We start from the raw sequence: 19,286 nt of genomic DNA on the forward strand, positions 1-19,286 counted from the left end.
ACCTGAGCTGGGAGTTCACCCCGCCGTCACCGGTGACCTGCACCACCGCACCCAGCACCACACGATGGCGTGAACCCCGTTGGCGACCCCACGCCCCCCGAATATCGTCCCGACAGCCCCGGCCCGTAAGCCGAGGAAGTGAGCCCGGTCCCCGTCCGGACGGTCGGCGGCCGGGCTTCGCGCTCGTTTGGCACCCTAACCGCCCGGCCGTTCACACGTTGGTGCTAAACCGCTGGACTGCCGTCTAGTCAACTGCTAACTTCAATATCAGCCCTGGCCAGTAGGCGAGGGAAGTGAGCCCGGTTCCCCGTCCGGACGGTCGGCGGCCGGGCTTCGCGTTTTCCAAGGGTGTTTCGCAGGTCGACGACCTCTTCGATCATGGGTTCGACCCGCCTCATCCACTCGCCCCCAGCCCCGTGGCACCAGGCAATGGCATCAGCGATCCACAGCAACGGCTCCTGAGTGCTGTCCAGGTGCTCGTAGCCGAAGACGCCAGCGTGCGAGTGCGCCACGATGACATCGTGGATCGTTGAGCGGTCGTCCGCATCGCGCATCTCGCGGCTGTCCATCACCAAGCGATGGGCGCCAACGTCGAGCAAGTCCTCGACCAGGTGTTCGAGGCACGACCGGCGTGCACGGTCTTCGCCCCGGGTGCAGTCCGCCTGGTAGATCCTCACCACCACCTGTTCACGAGCGAGCCGCGAGAGAATCGCCTTGCGCCGCGAGGGTGTCTCCTTCTTGAAGTGCAGCTCTCGTTGTCCGGACATGAGCATCCCGCGCAGTACCTTGCGCAGAACGTGCAGGTCGCGGGGATGACCAAGGCTGTGGCCAGAAGGTACGTCTTGTTGCGACGGGACTCGTCGACGAACGCGTGCAAGGTCACCTTGGGCAGATCGGCTGATCAAAGTTGTCACTGGATCGCTCGAACGGGTGTTCGATGTTCGCTGGTGGTGAGCAGGGTGGCGATTCGCCGGGTGGGTGAGGCAGGCTGGTTTATGCGAATCCTGGTGCTTGGGGGTACCCGTTTCCTCGGCCACGCAGTGGCGGCGGAGGCGGTTGGGCGGGGGCATGACGTCGTCTGCGCGGCTCGCGGTGAGTCCGGTGCCGCGCCGGAGGGCGCGCGGCTGGTGGTGGTCGATCGCGATGTCGAGGACGGGCTCGCCCCGCTGGCCGGAGAGCGGTTCGACGCCGTAGTGGACGTCGCCACGATCTCCCACGAGTGGGTGCGGCGGGCCCTGGCCGCCTTCGGAGCGGACGCGGCGCACTGGACGTTCGTCTCGTCGATCAGCGTCTACCGCGACACCGGTTCGGCGCCGGGCGGGATCGATGACCCGGTCCACGAGCCGCGGGCCGAGCACGGGAGTCGCGAGAAGATGGCGGACGACCCCGACAGCTACGGCGCGATCAAGGTCGCCAGCGAGCAGACCGTCCGCGAGGTCGTCGGCGGTCGGGAACTCATCGTGCGGGCCGGGCTGATCACCGGCCCCGGCGACGTCTTCGACCGGCTCGGCTACTGGGTCCAGCGGATCGCCGCCGGTGGCCGGGTGGTGGTGCCGGACACCGACCAGCGGGTCCAGCACATCGACGTCCGCGACCTGGCCGCGTGGATCGTCGGCTCCGCCGAGACCGGCACCACCGGCACCTACGACGCCATCGGCCCGCACGTCCCCCTGCTCGACCTGCTCGCCGAGATCGCCACGACCCTCGACGCCGACGTCGAGTTCGTCCGGGTCGACCCCGCGAAGCTGGCCGAACTCGAGGTCGCCCCGTGGGCCGGTCCGCACTCGCTGCCGCTGTGGCTGCCGGACACCTACGCCAACACCACCGCCCGCGACGCGGCCCCGGTCATCGCGGCGGGCCTGGCGCCGCGCCCGTTCGCCGAGACCGTGACTGCGGTCTTGGCGAACGAGCGGGCCCTCGGCCTCGACCGCGCGCGGGTGGCGGGCATGACCAGGGCGGAGGAGGCCGCCATCCTCGACGCCCTGTAGCCAGGGTCAGCGGACCGCGCGGTAGAGATCGACCCACTGGTCGGCGGTGAGGTGCCGGGGCAGGTGCTGGTCGGTGATCCCGTGCCGCCGGAGCCAGTGGGCGGTGGCGGGGCCATAGGCGGTCCGGACGACCTGCCGAAGACCCCGCCCCCGCCCGGTGAAGACGCGGTGGACGAGGTCCTGGTAGGGCTTCCGCTCCACCGCCGACCCGGCACGACGGGTGATGGTCAGCAACCCGCCGTCGACCGACGGCATGGGGCGGAAGGCGGCGGCGGGGACGCGGCGGACCAGGTGGAAGTCGAACCACGGCCACCACTGGGCGGTCATCATCGTCGCCCCGCCGACCCCCGCCCGCCGCCGCGCGACCTCCCACTGCACGAGCAGCACGGCGTGCGTCCAGTGGTCGGCGTGCAGGATCCGCCGGAGCAGGGCGGTGGTGAGGTGGAACGGCAGGTTGCCCACCAGGACGTGCGGCGCGCGGGGCGGCCGGAACGCCAGGAAGTCGCCGTCGACGACGGTGGTGTTCGGCCCCACCCGCGTCCGCAGCGACGCCGCGACCCGTCGATCGATCTCGACGGCCGTCAGGGGTCTGCCGAGGTGTTGGAGGGGGAGGGTCAACGCGCCCCCGCCGGGGCCGATCTCGACGACCGGGCCCTCGGTGGCGGCGACCAGGTCGACGATCTCGGTGATGGTGGTGCGGTCGAGCAGGAAGTTCTGCCCGTGCTCATGCCTGCCATGGTGGTGCGTGCGCACTGCTGGGACTCCGCGGCTTCGCAGGAAGCCGGGCAGCGCGAAAAGGACCGCCCGGCGACGACGTCGAAGAGCGGCGGAGAACCCGAGGTCGAGAGCCCGCCGCTACTCGCCCCAGGGCTTGGACACTGCGATCGCACACATGCCGCGCACCGTACGCGGGCCGGAAGCCGCGTGGCAAAACCTTTTCAGGCCCGAGCCCGCACCCGCAACGCCGCCACGAAGGTGGCCGAGAGCATCAAGAACATCAGCAACATCATGCACTGCGTGGCGAACCCACTGATCGATCCGGGTGTGGTCGACGTGACGTCCGCGAAGGGGGCCACCACCGCCATCAGCAGGGAAAAGCCGAGCGCGGGTCCGATCACGTATCGCGGCCACCGACTGACCGGTTCGACCAGCGTGATCCGCAGAGCCTCGACGTGGCCGACTTGGCGTCCCGCACGGCGAGGTGCGAACCGGAACCGGATCAGCAGGATGATCAGCGCCGAAGCCCCGAGCCACACCAGTCCGAAAAGCAGGTCCTTGGGGTCGCCTTCCGGGGGCTCAGCGGTGATCGCGCTGAGGATGCCGCCCAGCGAGACCGGGAAGCCCATGAAGAACACCACCCACAGCACCGGCGTCAGCCTGCTGGCGGCAGGCCGCGCCACGGTTTCCGGGCGTTCGTCCTCGACTTTTTCGGTCGAGCGCTGGGCGGGTACCCCGTCAGACTCCGTTGGTACAGCGCGCTTCTTGGCGACCGAGCGCACCCGCGGCTTCGGGGTGGCGAGCGAGGGGAACCGGGTCAACGGTTTCACGACGCCCGGCATCGGGATCGCAGGCGCGTCCACGATCGGCGGCACCTCAGCCACCGACGGCACTTCCGCCACCGGCACTTCCGCCACCAGCCCGGCAGCCTCCGGCTTGGCGGCTTCCGGCTTGACCGAAGGCGGTTCGGGGAGTCGCGGTTCCGGCACGCGGCGCAAGAGGAGGTCGCTACTGGTGTCCGTGCTCTTGAACTTCGGCTTCGGCAGGTCCCGCCGGTTCATCGCCGCCACCAGCGACCGGTACAGCTCGGCCACCGTCAACGGCACACCGGGCAAGTTGGAACCGTTGCGCAACAACGTGATCAGCTCACCCGAGAACGCCGTGTACTCGTCCCCCGGCGGCGAGTGCGAGATCTGGTTCCCGGGCGACGACGTGATCACCGACGTCCCCGCCACCCGGATGTCGCGCACCTCCTCCCCCGCCGACATCGCGCCGACGGCCAGGCCGGAGTAGCAGCAGTCCAGGATGAGCAGCTTGGTCCGCGCCGGGCTGTCCTCGATGGCCTCCTTCAGCCACTCGAACGGCACGGCGGTGCCCGCGAGCATGGCCGGGTCGGTGTCGTGCACGGTCAGGTACAGCTCGTGCCGGTGCTCGTGCCGGATCCCGTGCCCCGAGTAGTAGACGACCAGCAGGTCCTCGGCCTGCCCGACCGGCCTGCGCAGCCGCTGCATCAGACTGGTCACCGAGTCCGGCGTGTCCAGCACCGTGCACTGGGCCCGGTCGACGATCCCGGTCTCCGGATCGCACAACGCGCGCTCCAGGTCGGCCAGGTTGTTGTGGACCGCGGGCAACGGCGGCAACCGATCGGCATGCCGGAAGTCGCTGGTCCCGATCAACACCACCCGCGAATGGGCGCGGTGCGGCAACACGGTCATCGACCTCACCTCATCCGTACACCCGACGTTCTTGCGTATTCATCGTGGGCCACAAGACGCCGTTACGGAGTGCACTCGATCGGGTACAAGCTCGTCCGACCGGGTTAGGCAAGTTCCACGGAAGGTGTCAGCGCCGGTCGCCCGACCAGCGACGCACCACGGTCAGCACGAGCACGGCGGCGCAGGGGGCGAAGACGGTCACGCGCGAAACGTCGTTGGTCAGCGCGCTGACCTTGGTCAGCGATCCGACCGGCGATGTGTCCAGGGCCTGGAAGATCACCCAGAGGGAGAACGCGGCCACCGCCGAGGACAGCGGCCGCGGCCAGCGGGACAGCGGCGTGAGCAACGTGGCGACAACCGCCACGCGGATCGACGGACACGGCCTGCCCAACCGGAACCTGGCCATGGGCCACCGGATCATGACGCCCGCGATCACGGCGACGACACCCAGCGTCACAGCCACGGCGACATCAGCGCCATGACCGGCGCCTGCGGGTGGCGTGCCCCAGAAGAGCCCGACCCACCCGGCGATGGACGACCCGGCCCCCCAGAAGAAGAGCATCCAGAGAATGGCCACCCACACGGAGGAGGCCAACCACACGGCCGTCGAGGGCTCTAGCGAGACGTCCCCAAATGATTCCGCAGGCCCCACGCGGGACGCGGCGGCAAGCGGCTGCGACTCCGCGCCCGGCTCGATCGCCCGCTCGGCGCGTTGCCGCGACCTCGCCGAGCCGAGCTCCTCCCGTGTGGCGGGGGGCTCTTGCGATGAACCGGGTTGCTCCGGGACGGGTTCCCGCACCACCGCCGGCGAAGGCGGCTCCCGGCGCAGGACGAGGTCGCTGCTGGTGTCCGTGCTCTTGAACCTCGGCCGCGGCAGCTCACGCCGGTTCATCGCCGCCACCAGCGACCGGTACAGCTGCACCACCGTCAGCGGCGTGTCCGGTAGGTCGGATCCCTCCCGCAGCAGCGTGATCAGCGCACCGGAGAACGCGGTGTGGGTCTCGCCGGGCGGCGAGTAGGAGAGCTGCGTGCCCGACGAGGAAGTGATCACCGACGTGCCCGCCACCCCGATGTCGCGCACCTCCGTCGCCGACATCGCCCCCAGTGCCAGCCCGGAGTAGCAGCAGTCCAGGATCAGCAGCTTCGTGCGCGCTGGACTGTCCTCGATGGCGTCCTTCAGCCACTCGAACGGCACCGCGCTGCTCTTGAGCACGTCCTGCTCGGTCTCGCGCACCGCCAGGTACAGCTCGTGCCGGGACTCGTGCCGGATCCCGTGTCCCGAGTAGTAGACGACGAGCAGGTCCTGGGCCTCGCCCACAGGGCGCCGCAGGCCGCGCATGACGGCGCCCGGGGACTCCGGGTCGTCGATCACGGTGCAATGAGCGCGATCCAGGATCCCCGTGTCCGGATCGCACAGCGCGCGCACCAGATCGGCCAGGTTGTTCCGGACCGCCGGGAGGGGCCGCAAGGCGTCGGCACGCGGGAAGTCGCGGGCACCGATCAGCACCGCGCGGGAGAGGGCGCGGTGCGGCAGACCACTCATCGGCGAATCCCCTTGATCAAGCTCGAACACCGTACACCCGGCGCACGCGGGGTTAGGGTGGTTCGGTGAAGGTGACCCACTTCCGCCATTCGTGCGTACTGCTGGAAACCGACTCCGCTCGGCTGCTCGTCGACCCCGGCGTCTGGTCCACCGGCATGGAGGACCTGCGCGACCTCGACGCCATCCTGATCACCCACTCGCACCTCGACCACTTCGACGGCGACCGCCTCACCGCACTGGCCAAGGGGAACCCGGGTGCCGAGTTGATCGCCGACCCCGAATCCGCGGGAGAGGCCGCCAAGCTCGGGCTGGACGTCCGCGCGGTCCGGCCGGGTGACGCGGTCGAGTTGGCGGGTGCGGTGGTCGACGTCGTCGGCGGCGACCACGCGGTGATCCACCCGGAGCTGCCGCTACCGCCCAACGTCGGCTACGTCGTCGACCACGGCGCCTTCTACCACCCCGGCGACTCGCTCTTCGTGCCCGAGCAGAAGATCGACGTCCTGGGGCTTCCGACCGGCGCGCCGTGGCTCAAGCTCGGTGAGGCCGTCGAGTTCTACCGGGCGGTGGCGCCGCGGGTGGCCGTGCCGATCCACGAACTCACCCTCAGCGAGGCCGGGATCGCGATGGCGTACCGGCGGTTCGACGAGCTCGGCCCCGGTGGCGCACGGGTGGAGATCCCGATCGCGGGTACATCGATCGAGTTGACTTAGGCCGCTATCGGGTATTTGTGCTCCGGTGGCGCAGCACGACCGTGATTGTCTCGTTCCTGCCTGGGTGATGGACACCCTGCGACTCAGGCATTCCCACACCAGTGGAGGAACTGTGACGATCTGGTCGACTTCCCGGCTCCGCCGCGCGGTGACCGCCGCTGCGGCCGGGGTCAGCCTCGTGGTCGGGATGGCGGGGGTGGCCGAGGCCTCGCCCGGTCTCCCCGCCGCGCCCAAGGCGTCCACCGCGACCGGCGTGCGGTCCTACCTCGTGATCACCGCGCCCAACGACACGGCCGGTGCCAAGACGGCGGTGGCGACCAACGGTGGCACCGTCTTCTCCTCCTACGACGCCATCGGTGTCGTAGTGGCGCATTCGTCCGCGAGCGACTTCGCGACCAAGATGCGCGCGGTAAGCGGTGTGCAGCAGGTAGGTGCCACCCGCACGACGGACGTACCCGCCGAGGCCTCGAACCCGTCGATCCCCGCAGCCCCCACCCAGACGACCCCGACCGAGGCCGAGACCAACCGGCCCGACATGACCCAGATCAAGGCCGACCAGGCGTGGTCGGTCACCACGGGCTCCCCGTCCGTCCTCGTCGGCGTGCTCGACACCGGCGTCGACGACCAGCACTACGACCTCAAGCCCAACTTCGACGCCACCAAGTCCGCCTCCTGCGCCTACGGCAAGCTCGACACCCGTCCGGGTTCGTGGCGCGCCGAGGGCGACCACGGCACGCACGTCGCGGGCACGATCGCGGCGGCCAAGAACGGCAAGGGCGCGATCGGTGTCGCCCCGAGCGTCCACATCGCGTCGGTGCGGATCGCGGAGGTGCCCAGTGGCCTGTTCTTCGCCGAGAACACCATCTGCGCCTTCGTCTTCGCCGCCGACCAGGGTTTCAAGATCACCAACAACAGCTACTACAGCGACCCGTGGCTCTTCGCCTGCCCGAACAACGCCGACCAGGCCGCGACCCTGGAGGGCGTGAAGCGGGCAACCGCGTACGCCGAGGGCAAGGGCGTGCTGAACGTCGTCGCGGCGGGCAACGAGAACTACGACCTGGCGAACAAGGTCACCGACACCACCAGCCCCAACGACTCGAGCCCGGCGTCCCGGCCGGTGAACAACTCGTGCTTGCTGATGCCGGGTGAGCTGCCCGGCGTGGTGACCGTGTCGTCGATCAACTCCCAGAACGTGAAGTCGTCGTTCTCCAACTTCGGCACCGGAAAGATCACCGTGACCGCGCCCGGCGACAGCGTCTACTCGACCCTGCCCGGCGGTCGCTACGGCAACCTGTCCGGCACGTCGATGGCCACCCCGCACGTGGCGGGCGTCGCCGCGCTCATGCTCAGCGCCAACCCCGACCTGTCCGTGGCCGACCTGCGCACCCGCCTCGCCGCCCAGGCCGACGACCTGCCCTGCGCCGACGCCCGCTGCACCGGCACGACCGCGAAGAACAACTTCTACGGCGACGGCCGCGTCGACGCCAAGGACGCGGTCACCCCGGACGCGGCCAAGACCTTCGAGAACACCGCCGACGTGCCGATCCCCGACGGCGGCGCGGCGGTCGACAGCCCGATCACGGTCACGGGCGTACCCGGCAACGCGCCCGGCGCGCTGAAGGTGGACGTCCGGGTCGTCCACACCTACCGGGGTGACCTGGTCATCGACCTGGTCGCCCCGGACGGCGGCACCTTCCGCCTCAAGGCGTCCTCGTCGAGCGACTCCGCCGACAACGTCATCGCGACCTACACCGTCAACGCCGCGACCAAGGTCGCCAACGGCACGTGGCGGCTGCGCGTCCGCGACGTCTACCGCTCGGACAGCGGCTACATCGACTCTTGGAAGCTGACCTTCTAGGTCGCGAGCAGCAAGACCACCGGTGCTCCCGGCCGCGGCGTCAACACCGCGGCCGCGGAGCCCGCGTTGACCGCGATGGCCAGGTGCCCCGCCGAGTCCACCAGCAGCACGGCCGACCCGGCGGGCGCGTCGGCGAAGGTGCGCCCGACGACGGCCTCCACCGACCGGTCCCCCACCTGGGCGTGCACGTAGGTACCCGGCGCCGCGTCGAGCCGGGTCGCAGCGAGTTGGACGTTGCCGAAGCCGTCCACGCCGAGCACCTCGGTGGTCACCCGACCAGCCTCGACCTGGGTGACCGGCGCGGGCAGGCGGACCAGCCCGGCGGGGTCGACGGCGGGCCCGACCTCGTCCGGCCGGGCGCCGCGGGCGAGGTGCGCGGCGGTCGGCGCGAAGACGTCGCGGCCGTGGAAGGTCGCCGAGACCTGCTCCAGGCGGAACTCGGTCAGCTCGTAGGCGGCCGTGATCCCGCCGAGCACCCCAGCGGCGGCGACCAGCAGCCCGTTGTCCGGCCCGACCAGCACCGCCTCCCCGGCGACGACCGCGACGGGTCTGCGGTCGGTGCCGACGCCCGGGTCCACGACGGCCAGGTGCACCGCCGGTGGCAGGTACCCGACGGCCTGGGCCAGCACGGCGGCGCCCCTGCGGACGTCCTGCGCGGGCACGGCGTGCGACAGGTGCAGCACCCGGGCGCGCGGGGCGATTCGACCGATCACGCCCTCGCAAACGCCCGGGTAGGCGTCGGCAAGGCCGTAGTCGGTGGTGAACGAGATCCAGTCGTACCCCATGGGAAAAGTCTTAGGGGTACGCCGTAGGCTGCGCAAACGTGCCGACCCTCGATGACTACCCGCAGATCGCGGCAGGCAAGGTCCGCGAGCTCCACGCCATCGACGACGACCACCTGCTGCTGGTCGCCTCGGACCGCGTGTCGGCCTACGATTTCGTGCTCGAATCGCCGATCCCGGACAAGGGTCGGATCCTCACCGCGATGAGCGTGTTCTGGTTCGAGCTGCTAGGCGACCTCGTGCCGAATCACCTGGTCGCGTGGGACGACGAGCGCATCCCGGCGGAGGTGCGCGGGCGGGCGCTGATCGTGCGCAGGCTCAAGATGCTGCCGGTCGAGGCCGTCGCGCGCGGCTACCTGGCGGGGTCGGGCACCGTCGACTACGACCGCTCGGGCGCGGTCTGCGGCATCGCGCTGCCGGAGGGCCTGGTCGAGGGCGCCAAGCTGCCGTCGCCGATCTACACCCCGGCCACCAAGGCGCCGCTGGGCGAGCACGACGAGAACATCGACTTCGCCGCCACGGTCACCGAGATCGGGCAGGAGCTGGCCGAGCGGGTCCGCGACCTGACCCTGGCGGTCTACACGCGGGCCGCCGAGTTCGCCGCCGACCGGGGCGTCATCCTGGCGGACACGAAGTTCGAGTTCGGCCTGCTCGACGGCGAGGTCGTGCTGGGCGACGAGGTGCTGACCCCGGACTCGTCGCGGTACTGGCCGGTGGAGACGTATTCTCCGGGGAAGGCGCAGCCGTCGTTCGACAAGCAGTACGTCCGCGACTGGCTGACCGGGCCTTCCGGCTGGGACCGCGCGAGCAACACGCCGCCGCCCCCGCTGCCCGCGGACGTGGTCGAGTCGACCCGGTCCCGCTACGTCGAGGCGTACGAGAAGATCACCGGAAGGAAGTTCGCCGACTGGATCGGCTGAGCTACCACCGGCGACACCTGGTAGTCATCCGGTGCCGTTGTGCTGAGCTGGTGACGGCACGACTGGTGGTCTCGCTCGCGGGCGTCGACGCCCCGTCCCTGTCCCGCTGCGCCGCGCTCGCCGACGAACTCGACCGGCGCGCGGTGCCGCTGACCCTGCTGATCGCGCCACGGCACGCGGGCACCCCGGCGGAGTGGGTGCAGTGGGTCCGCGACCGCCACCGCAACGGCGACGACGTGCTCATGCACGGCTTCGACCACACCCCGGACCCGCGCTCGCTGACGCTGTCGCTGGGCCGCCGCGCCGAGTTCGCGACACTGCCCGCACACGAGGCGGGCCTGCGCCTCACCGCCGCGATGTCCGCAATGGAGCGTGCCGCGCTCCCGGTCGACGGCTTCGCCCCGCCACGGTGGATGGCCTCGGCGGGCACGGTGATCGCGTTGCAGCGCAAGGGTTTCCGGCTGTGCGCGGACCTGATGAGCATCCGCGACCTGCACACGGGCATCCGGGTCCGGGCCCGCGTGCACGCGCTGGCGGGCAGCGAGCGAACCGAGTCCTGGCGCGGTTTCGCCCTGGTGCGCACGGCGATCCGCACCGCCCGCCGCGGCGGGACCGTGCGGTTGGCGGTGGATGCCGTCGACCTGACCCGCTCGACCCACCGCGTCGCCCTGCTCGACGCGGTCGATGCCGCCCTCGACAACGCCGCGACCCCACTGACCTACCGCTCGACCACCATCGCAAGAGCCGCCTGACCCCGATCCCACCGATTGGGTCGCAAGCCCCGACCTCGTATGGCATCGTCGGCGGAGCGCAATGGACCCCGATGCCGTCGAGGCCCTCGGTGGCCGCTTCACCAACCGCGGCGCCCACTCCGCGACGGCGTCAACAGCAAGCTCAACATCTCGGCGAGCCAGAGCAGCGCGGGCGTCTTCGGCCAAGTGGCCATGCGCAGCGCCGACAACGCCATCTCCAACGCCCGCCGGGGTGTGGAACAAGCCGCCGGCGCCGCCGAGAACGCGGGCGCCAAGACCAAAGCCACCGCCGCCGCCACCCGCGACGCCGACCAGTCCAACGCCAACCGCCTGAGCAAGGTCGAGCGGTCATCCGCACCGACGGTGAACGGGACAGGACAATCGGCGGATCCGCGCTCCGGCTCCACACCCAACGGTACGGGCCGCGCCCCAACGGCGTCGTCGACACCACCACGCACAAACCCGACGGCAACCCCCTTCACCGGCAACCCGCGCACCGCAACACCAACGAACGACGCGACCACGCGACTCCCCGGGGCGACCCCCGCAACCGCCGGCTACGCGGTTCCCGTCCACCGCGCGGCCTGCGGGCACACCGACCTCCGGCACCGGCGGTGCTCATCCCTCTCCGCACAATCCCCGAGTCGCTTCGGGGGGCGTACCGGATTCGGGGAGGCCCATGCCGCAGGGTATGGCGACCCAACTGGGCAACACCCGCCAGATCCCGACCACCGCCGCCCGACCGCAGTCGCAGCCCGGCCAAGCACCCGGTTCCGCCAAGCCCACAGCCGCACCGAGTGCCTCCCCCGGAAACCGGGCGAGCCGACCACCGCCGTCGCCACCCCCCGCACAAACCGGTGCTCGACCACCGGTCGGGAACCAGAACGGCAGGCACGTGCCGCGCCACGTCAACCCGACACAATCCGGCGCGCACCAGCCGATCGCGAACCAAGCCGCGCGACCGCTGTCGTCGCCAAACCAAGCCGGTCCCGCACAGCCAGGAGCCCACCAGCCAGGCAGGCGGTCGGCTGGGAACCAGTTCGAGAGGCCGCTGGCCGCGCCTGTCCGCGTCAACTCGGCACAACCGGGCGGAGGTCGATCGAGCAGGCCGCAGACCTCGCCGCACCAACCCGCCCCCAACCACACCGACGCGTCCCGCACGGAAACCGGCAGGCAACCGACCTGGCCCGAAAGCGCCGGACCCGCACAACCGAGCACCCGCCTCCCGGATGGCAACCGGGACACCCCTCCCGCCGCGACGCGGTCCGACTCCCAGAGCTCACCTGAGGCGCCTACTCCGGGCGACGCAACGGACTCTCGCAGGCCGCCTAGCGAAACCGGGTCCTCGCCGCGGGCAAGTGATCAACCTGCGGCTGCCAACCACGACACAGGCAAGGACACCCCTTCCGGAGAGGGAAACCCGGACAGGTCCTCGGATCGACCACTGGCCCCTAAGGACATCGCGCGCGTTGGAGCCGGACGGCCCAGCCCGTTCGCACCAGTCCGGAGAGCAGACGGGAGTTCCCACGCGGGCAGGCGATCGGGAACGCCGTGGGTCGCTCGCCTCAAGGCTGGACCAGCTCACCGAGATCAGCCATCCGAGCAACGAGATCCACCCGTACGACATCGCGCCGTACACGCGTGACCTGGCTCGGGTACTCACCGGGGAGTCGGCGCGGTCACGCACCGACTTCTCGGATACGGCGATCGCCACCAATCCGCCGAGCCAGGCAGCCATCCACTCGACGAGCACAGACCTGGCGCGGGCGAGGTACTTCAGTGGCAGGACCACGACGACTTCAACAGCGTCATCTCGACTATGAAGGACCTGCCTGAAGGGTCCCGCGGCGTTGTCGCCGACAACTACCCCGGCGGCGAGCACGGGCACGTCATGCGCGTGGTGCACACCGAGCACGGCATCGCTTTCGTCGATCCGCAAAGCGGTGACCTGGCATACCTCCCGCCCAATGCCCACTCCGTCAAGTTCCTTCCTACGCACAACCCGAGTCCCCAACTGAGCTCCCCGTCCCCTCGGCACACGGCGAATCCCCTTCGGACTCGGAGAATTCCGATGGGAACGACGGCGCCGATAGTCACTCCGCAGACGATGGACCTGCCGAATCCCCCCTACCCGAGGACCGTGACCCCACCGAGCACACTGGGGACCCCGGCGCCAACGACAATCGTGACGCCGCCGTCGCCGAAGTGGCCGCAGACCTCGGCATCACCGATCCCGAGCAGATCCGCGCCCTGATCCCACGCCTACGAGGTCGCCCGCGAGTGCACCGCTCCGGTGATCGTCGACGTGGCGACCCGCGTGCCCGACGACGTTTCGGCACTGGTCGCCCAGAACCCCGACCGCCGGGTGGTCTTCCTCGGCCGCGACGGCCACAACCTGGCCCTGGCGACCAAGATCATGCAGCCCGAGTTCTTCACCGGCACTGCAGCGAGATCGTCCTGTCCCGCGCCGTGGTGGAGGGGGCGATGCGAGACCTGGAGAACCTTGGACGGCAGTTCGACGGCATCGACGAGTCCGGATGCACCACCGGAAGGTCGACGAGACCATGATCCCCGGCACCTACTTCCGCCTCAACGACTACCTGCACGACACGGGCATCGTGGCCGAAACCATTGAGCGGCTCGGGATGGACGAGGACACCGCGCGCCGTGTGGGCGGCCTACAGCGAGCACGAGACCAAGGCCGAGCGCAAGCGGTTCGCCGCCGAGTTGGCTGAACGAGGAGGGCTGCGGTGAAGCACAGCGACTACGACGACGAGTTCGGCATCAACGAGACCATCCGCGCGACGAAGGACAGGTCGGACCGGTTCAACCTGGGCTACGAGCCGAAGGCGTACTTCCCGCCCTCGCGCCGCGACACCCCGATGATCATCGACACCGACGCGGGCGGTGACCCCGACGACGCCATCGCGCTCATCGCCGCCGCCGCCGAGCCCACCTTGGCCCTAGTCCTCACCTGCGACGAACTCGGCGGCGAGCGCGCCCGCTTCGTCCGGCGCCTGCTCGACCTCCTCGGTCGCCCCGATGTCCCCGTCGTCACCGGTTCCGACCTCGGCAACACCCGGCTGAACTGCATCGACGGCCTGACCCCGCCGCACGTCCCGCACCAGCCCGACGACATCCGCGCGGCCGTGGCGAAGGTGCTGGACTCGACCACGGGCCCGGTCCGCTGGGTCGGCATCGGCCCGGCCTCCAACCTGGCGGCCCTGCTGACCGAGCGTCCCGACCTGGCCGAGCGCTTGGCGGTCTTCCAGGTCGGCGGCGCACTGCGCTACCGCGACCCGGAGCGCGCCGACCACAACTTCCGCACCGACATCCCCGCCGCGACCGCCCTGCTGGGCCTGGTCCGGCTGCCATACCTGCAGCTCTCCGAGACCACGTTCACCCCCGAGGTGGAGATCGCCAAGGACTCACCGCTGCACCGCCTGCTGGCCGACCCCACAGGCCCGGAGTGGGCCCGGTTCGTCGCGGCGCACATGGACCAGTGGTACGCGAAGTTCCACCACGCGACCATGCAGCACGACGCGCTCGCACTGTCGAGCGCGATGGAACTCCCCTTCGCGGGCTACTACCGCGCGCAGATCGCCATTGACGAGCGCGCCCGGACCACAGTGGTTCCGGATGGCATCCACGTGCGACTGACCGGCGTCACCCACCACGAACCGTTCATGCGCTGGCTCACCGAACAGATCGAGACCGCCATCGCGGCGGGGACAGGACCGGCGGCGCAAGCATGACCGTGCAGACCAAGGAACAAGCCATCGCCGTGGCCGAGGCGTGGTTGCGGGACCGGTACGGCCCGGAGCTGACCAGCGACGGCGAGCCGCTGCGCATCAAAGAACCCGGCGTGCACCGGGAGAGCCGCTACTGGTGGGTTCCCTACGAGCTCGACGGATCGTCCGGCAACGCGTTCATGCCGCCGCGCACGTTGTTGGTGCACGTGGACGGCAGCGAGGTCGAACACCTCCTCATGTCGCCGCACGCCCCGGTGTGGTTGTTGCCCGCGTTGTGGCCGGAGCCGTCGGATGCCGATCTCGCCTGGGCCGCCGAGCACCCGGGCGAGGAGATGGTCGTGGTCGACCCGGAGTGGGACCGCGAGGAGTTCCCGGGTCTGGAGGTGCCGCAGGCGGCCGTGCTGGGCTGGCGCCTCGTGGGCACGGACGGGCAGCCCACGGACCGGGTCCGAGTCAACCCGCACGCCAGGTCCGGGATGACCTGGCGCGGGCTGCCCGCCCCGACGAGCAGGATGGACAAGCTGGTCCGCTACTACTGGGCCCAGTGGCTGCACGACCTGTCCGGTCTGGCGGCCATCCTCGACTCCACCGTGTACCTGCCGTTGAAGGACAACGGGGCGGTGCGGCTGGTGAAGCACCCGGACGGGGTGCGCGCCGAAGCGTGGAGTTCGCTGGACATGCTGCCCAGCGGTACCCGCTCCTGGTACGAGATCAACCTGCGGGACGCATTGCTGTCACTGGCTGTGGATGTCGACGAGATCGTGGTCAACCCCGGCCACGTGCTGTCGTTCGACCTGAACTCGACCGCGGTGGAGCACGCCAGAGACCTTCCCCGCGCCACGCCGGAACAGCCCGTCGTGGTGGTGCGGGCGCCGGAAACCCGCGTTGACGACACGTGGCTGGGCTTGTCCGCCGAGGACGCCGAGTTCGTGCGGGGGTCCGTGGTCGCCGCCGCGGATCAGGCCCGTGCGCACGGCAGGCACCTGGACGAGCGGGAGTGCGTGGAGATCGCCACCTGCCTGGCCGCCCCCTGCACGGTCGCGCCCAGCCGGTGTGGGCGCAGGCGTTCTACACGGTCGACGGCTCGGGAGCGACTCGAACGCTGGGCCCACCCACGTTCGGCAAGGCGAGCCCGCGGATCGGCGCGGGCCGCCGGTTCTCCTGGTACCGGCTGGTCGGCGCGTTCGCGGGTGTGGCGGTGGCCGAGCAGTACGCGGGCACCATCGGCATCGGCCCGATCACCGCCGCGTTGCTGAGGGGAGCGGAAGACCTGCTGCGCACCCACGCCCCCGCTCGCGCGGCGGGTTGGCTCGACCAGGTCCCCGGCTTCCCGATCGAAGATCGCACCGGGGCCGTGGTGGGCGCACTGCTGGGTGCGATCGGCGGTGCCGAACCGGACGCCGCGCTGCTGGTGATCTTGCTGACCGGCGTGCTGAGGAAGGATCCCCTGGGAATCGCGCCGAGCGTGCTCATCGCCAAGCTGCCCACCGATGGCCCACACGATGCGGTACTGCGCCAGGTCAAGGAGAACCGTTCCCGGGACTTGGTCAAGTCCGTCGCCGAACGCGTCGAGTCCTTCGCGGACGGACACAGCCCGGAGTCGGTGCTGGGCCGTGCACTGCTGATCACGTCGATCTTCGACTACGACCCGGCCGCCGCGCTGCGCGCCGCCGTCGACCACGATGGTGACCGCGCTGCTGTCGCCGCGATCGTCGGCGCGCTCGTGGGTGCCCGGCATGGCCTCCCGGGACTGCCACCGGGCAGCCGATCAGTCCTGGACCTGGTGGAGTCCGTGGCCACAGACCTGTTCGTGGCCTTCGACATGGAGCAGCCTGAGGAACCTCCGGTCCCGGTCGACCACCCAGGCCTGCCCCCGGTCACCGACGCCCTCCGCGCCGAGGGCAGGAACAACCCCGACGGTTGGGTGTGGTGCCACGACTCGGAAGCCGACCACCGCCTCCTTCCCGAGCCCCCGCCCGCCGCACTTCTCGGCGCGTACAAGGTCGGGCCGGATGGTGAGCTGACCGGCGAGGTGTACCTGGACCCGAACTACCGCCCAGGTCCAGCCAAGCGCGGGTTCCCGTTGCCGCGCAACGAGTTCGAGGACGTGCTCAACCTGGTGACGGCCGAGTGGCTGCCGCCCGACCGACTCCCCGCGGCCCTGCTCGCGGCGCAAGTGCTGTTCGTGCCCGGCCCGGATGGTGTGCCGCGGGTGAGCGTGGACGAGCAGGGAACCGCTTCCTGGTGGTGTACTCGTCACCGGCCTACCTGCCGCCGGGTGTGCGCGCGACCTCGGCGCCCGTGTCCGCCCTGCGGGGACTCCTGGCGGACACGCTGGTCGTCGTCAATCCCGGTGGTGTGATGAGCGTGGAGATCCCTGGTAGCGACGTCTGAGCGCGCGGATCGGGGGGCCACCAGCGCGGTGGCCCCCCGATCCGCGGGAAGTCAGCTGCCCAGGATGACGTCCGAGCAGGAGTAGAAGGCCTCGCCGCTGTCCGGCTTGTGACGCTGCCAGATCGAGTAGATCAGGTGGCGGCCGGTGTGGCCCGCCGGGATGGTGGAGCGCAGCTGGTAGCTGCCGCCCGAGGTGGGCGGGTTGAGCTGCTTGTAGAACGGCGTCGGTTCCAGGTCCGACCACTTCAGCGGCTGGGTCGGGTCCCAGCCCTGCTTGGTGATGTACAGCTCGAACGTGCCCGGGTGCGACGCGGTGATCTTGTACTTGAAGGTGAACGCCGTGCCGCCCGCGGGCAGGTTCGTCGCGGGCCAGTCGGCGCGGGGCAGGTCGATGCCCTTGTACTTGTCGCGGCCCGCGCTGCACAGCTTCCCGTCGGGGATGATCTCGCGGCTGCGGCCGTTGGCGTTGGGCTGGTTGACCTCGTCCCAGTCGTAGATCGGCCAGGCCTCGCCCGCCCGGACGGCCGCCTTGCAGGCCGCCGACTTCGGGTTCTCGGGTCCCTCGCTGAAGCAGCGGTAGATCCGGCTGATGGGGTCACCCATGGAACCGTGCGCGGAGGCGGGTGTCACCAGCACCACGCTCAGCCCCAAGATGGCCGAAGTCATCGCCCCCACCCCGGCGAGCGCTCGACGCAGCCTCATCACTCATCCTCCTCACGGCACCAATAGGTCTAGACCATAATGGGCCGCCACCCCCGGGCCCGGTACCCCCATTCGCAGTACGTCGGAAATTTTCAGACCGCTAGACGGTCACGCATTTCCGCTGGTCAAGCAACGTTTGACAGTTAAGTGGGAACCGGCGGGCGGTATCGCCCCCCTCGTCCTTTTCACCGGGGCAGACCGACCCCGCGCGACCGGTCGGCCCCGCGCCGAAGATGGGGAATGGTCTGCTCCCCCGGCTGCTCGGCGCGCCGCAGGTCCCTCCGGTAGTCCCGGCGCGCCTCGGCGAGGTCGAGTTCGGCGCGGTACTCGGCGCGCTCGTCGGCGACGTCGGCCGCTCGCCCGATCGCCCGGATCTCCAGCGCCTTGGCGGATTTGACGTGCTCGGCGAGCAGTTGTTCGTAGAGCGTCGGCGCGCCGAGCAGCTGCATCAGCTTCACCAGCACCGGCAGCACCTCCAGCGCGGCGAACAGCAGGAACAGCACCCAGTGCGCGCTCCCCAGCCCGGGGCGCTTCGCGGTCAGTGAGTCCAGCGCCTCGATCCGGGCCAGCAGCCCCGCCTCCCGGCTGCCCTGGGCGAACTGCCGCCGGTCCAGGTCCTGCGCGTCCGCCAGCGACTTGCGCTCGACGCCGAGCCGCTCAGCCTCCGCCCGCGCGGCGTCGACCGTGCCCCGGTGCGCGCCGACGGCGTCCGCGCGCGCCTGCTCGTAGCCCGCCTTGGCCCGGTTGTAGTTGTCGTACGCGCGTTCGGCCGCCTGCGCCTTGTCCCGCTGCGACTGCCCCACACCCGCCCTGCCCGTACCGCAGGTGCCGTCGAGTTCGCACTGGGCCTCGCCGTTCGCGACCTGGTACTGCCGCCACGCCTCGTCCACCGCCGCCTTGGCCTCCACCACCGGCCGCTCACCATCCACAGTGGACCCCGCGACGCGGTTCCACTCCGCGATCTTCGCGTCCGCCTCGGCGATCCGATCGCTGCGCGCGCGGTCGTCCGCGGCGAACGCGGCCTGCTTCTCCTGCGCCAAGACCTGAAGCTCCAGGTTGACCTCCGGCTCGAAGATGCGCAGCACCAACGGGGTGGAGATCACCACGCCGAGCAGGACCGCGAGCGCGAGCCGGGGCAACGCGGTCAGCACGGCGGCGAGCACGCCGTTCTCCCGGCTCATGGTGATCACCAGCAGCCGGTCCAGGTTCAGGATGACCAGCCCCCACGCCAACCCGCCCAGCACCGCACCGACCGGGGGCACGCGCAACGCCATGACCAGCGCGAACGCCGCCGAGGCCGCCGCGATGGCCGCGGTGGTGAGCAGCACGCCCCCGGTCGCGGCGTAGCGGAAGCGGTCGGTCGGCGTCTTGGCGAGCAGGTCCGGCCGGGCGCCGCCGACGCGCGCGAGGAACCCGCCGATCACCGCCGACACCTCTTCTGCACCGTGGCCTC

General features: G+C 70.6%; 17 protein-coding genes and 1 pseudogene. 10 read left to right on the top strand and 8 right to left on the bottom strand.

Features of this window, described 5'->3' with window-relative positions:
* Positions 1–248 precede the first annotated feature (248 nt).
* Positions 249–773 carry a hypothetical protein gene (locus V5P93_RS36125; RefSeq protein WP_181043472.1) on the bottom strand — a complete coding sequence of 175 codons (525 nt, stop codon included), beginning with the start codon at positions 771–773 and terminating at the stop codon, positions 249–251.
* A 222-nt stretch (positions 774–995) separates the two neighbouring features.
* On the opposite strand from V5P93_RS36125, the gene V5P93_RS36130 reads away from it, so the two are divergent.
* Positions 996–1,988: an NAD-dependent epimerase/dehydratase family protein gene (locus V5P93_RS36130; protein ID WP_104479140.1), complete on the top strand. Its 993-nt coding sequence runs from the start codon at positions 996–998 to the stop codon at positions 1,986–1,988.
* A gap of 6 nt (positions 1,989–1,994) precedes the next feature.
* Here V5P93_RS36130 and erm read toward each other — a convergent pair whose 3' ends face one another.
* The 3 genes from erm to V5P93_RS36145 form a co-directional block, all read right to left on the bottom strand.
* Entirely contained in the window at positions 1,995–2,741 is a 747-nt protein-coding gene (gene erm / locus V5P93_RS36135; RefSeq protein ID WP_104479141.1) for a 23S ribosomal RNA methyltransferase Erm, read from the bottom strand.
* A gap of 185 nt (positions 2,742–2,926) precedes the next feature.
* The gene (locus V5P93_RS36140) at positions 2,927–4,420 is read right to left on the bottom strand and encodes a caspase family protein (protein WP_104479142.1); all 1,494 of its coding nucleotides are present in this window, start codon (positions 4,418–4,420) and stop codon (positions 2,927–2,929) included.
* Positions 4,421–4,547: 127 nt separating this feature from the next.
* On the bottom strand, positions 4,548–5,963 hold the full coding sequence (locus V5P93_RS36145) for a caspase family protein (RefSeq protein ID WP_104479143.1): 1,416 nt from the start codon (positions 5,961–5,963) through the stop codon (positions 4,548–4,550).
* Positions 5,964–6,028: 65 nt separating this feature from the next.
* Here V5P93_RS36145 and V5P93_RS36150 point away from each other — a divergent pair, with 65 nt between their 5' ends.
* Together V5P93_RS36150 and V5P93_RS36155 are read left to right on the top strand one after the other, a co-directional pair.
* On the top strand, positions 6,029–6,673 hold the full coding sequence (locus V5P93_RS36150; RefSeq protein WP_104479144.1) for an MBL fold metallo-hydrolase: 645 nt from the start codon (positions 6,029–6,031) through the stop codon (positions 6,671–6,673).
* Positions 6,674–6,785: 112 nt separating this feature from the next.
* The gene (locus V5P93_RS36155) at positions 6,786–8,531 is read left to right on the top strand and encodes a S8 family serine peptidase (protein ID WP_245931259.1); all 1,746 of its coding nucleotides are present in this window, start codon (positions 6,786–6,788) and stop codon (positions 8,529–8,531) included.
* Here V5P93_RS36155 and V5P93_RS36160 read toward each other — a convergent pair.
* The gene (locus V5P93_RS36160; RefSeq protein ID WP_104479145.1) at positions 8,528–9,316 is read right to left on the bottom strand and encodes an S-adenosyl-l-methionine hydroxide adenosyltransferase family protein; all 789 of its coding nucleotides are present in this window, start codon (positions 9,314–9,316) and stop codon (positions 8,528–8,530) included. The genes V5P93_RS36155 and V5P93_RS36160 overlap by 4 nt on opposite strands.
* A 38-nt stretch (positions 9,317–9,354) precedes the next feature.
* Between V5P93_RS36160 and V5P93_RS36165 the strand changes: the two genes are divergently transcribed.
* Both V5P93_RS36165 and V5P93_RS36170 read left to right on the top strand, forming a co-directional pair.
* Positions 9,355–10,233, top strand: coding sequence for a phosphoribosylaminoimidazolesuccinocarboxamide synthase (locus tag V5P93_RS36165; protein WP_104479146.1), 879 nt, complete (start codon positions 9,355–9,357; stop codon positions 10,231–10,233).
* 50 nt (positions 10,234–10,283) lie between these two features.
* Complete coding sequence (locus V5P93_RS36170; protein ID WP_245931260.1) at positions 10,284–10,985, top strand: DUF2334 domain-containing protein; 702 nt, start codon at positions 10,284–10,286, stop codon at positions 10,983–10,985.
* Positions 10,986–11,083: 98 nt separating this feature from the next.
* Here the strand turns inward: V5P93_RS36170 and V5P93_RS36175 are convergent, their stop codons facing one another.
* Complete coding sequence (locus tag V5P93_RS36175) at positions 11,084–11,323, bottom strand: hypothetical protein (RefSeq protein WP_374065129.1); 240 nt, start codon at positions 11,321–11,323, stop codon at positions 11,084–11,086.
* A 1,442-nt stretch (positions 11,324–12,765) separates the two neighbouring features.
* Here V5P93_RS36175 and V5P93_RS36180 point away from each other — a divergent pair.
* The 5 genes and pseudogenes from V5P93_RS36180 to V5P93_RS36200 all read left to right on the top strand — a co-directional run.
* Positions 12,766–13,239, top strand: a pseudogene (locus tag V5P93_RS36180) (toxin glutamine deamidase domain-containing protein); the annotation flags it as partial.
* A 283-nt stretch (positions 13,240–13,522) separates the two neighbouring features.
* The gene (locus V5P93_RS36185; protein ID WP_104479150.1) at positions 13,523–13,720 is read left to right on the top strand and encodes a hypothetical protein; all 198 of its coding nucleotides are present in this window, start codon (positions 13,523–13,525) and stop codon (positions 13,718–13,720) included.
* Positions 13,721–13,735: 15 nt separating this feature from the next.
* Complete coding sequence (locus V5P93_RS36190) at positions 13,736–14,740, top strand: nucleoside hydrolase (protein WP_104479151.1); 1,005 nt, start codon at positions 13,736–13,738, stop codon at positions 14,738–14,740.
* Positions 14,737–15,993 (top strand): hypothetical protein, encoded by a 1,257-nt coding sequence (locus V5P93_RS36195; protein ID WP_245931261.1) that lies wholly within the window; start codon positions 14,737–14,739, stop codon positions 15,991–15,993. The genes V5P93_RS36190 and V5P93_RS36195 overlap by 4 nt, the downstream gene beginning before the upstream one ends.
* Positions 15,994–16,148: 155 nt before the next feature.
* Positions 16,149–17,099: an ADP-ribosylglycohydrolase family protein gene (locus V5P93_RS36200; protein WP_281261662.1), complete on the top strand. Its 951-nt coding sequence runs from the start codon at positions 16,149–16,151 to the stop codon at positions 17,097–17,099.
* An 83-nt stretch (positions 17,100–17,182) separates the two neighbouring features.
* On the opposite strand, the gene V5P93_RS36205 is transcribed toward V5P93_RS36200, so the two are convergent.
* Complete coding sequence (locus tag V5P93_RS36205) at positions 17,183–17,797, bottom strand: lytic polysaccharide monooxygenase (RefSeq protein ID WP_374065130.1); 615 nt, start codon at positions 17,795–17,797, stop codon at positions 17,183–17,185.
* 221 nt (positions 17,798–18,018) lie between these two features.
* Positions 18,019–19,257: a DUF4407 domain-containing protein gene (locus tag V5P93_RS36210; RefSeq protein ID WP_181043474.1), complete on the bottom strand. Its 1,239-nt coding sequence runs from the start codon at positions 19,255–19,257 to the stop codon at positions 18,019–18,021.
* Positions 19,258–19,286: the final 29 nt, after the last annotated feature.

Origin of the sequence: Actinokineospora auranticolor, from assembly GCF_041897805.1 — a bacterium.
GTDB lineage: Bacteria > Actinomycetota > Actinomycetes > Mycobacteriales > Pseudonocardiaceae > Actinokineospora > Actinokineospora auranticolor.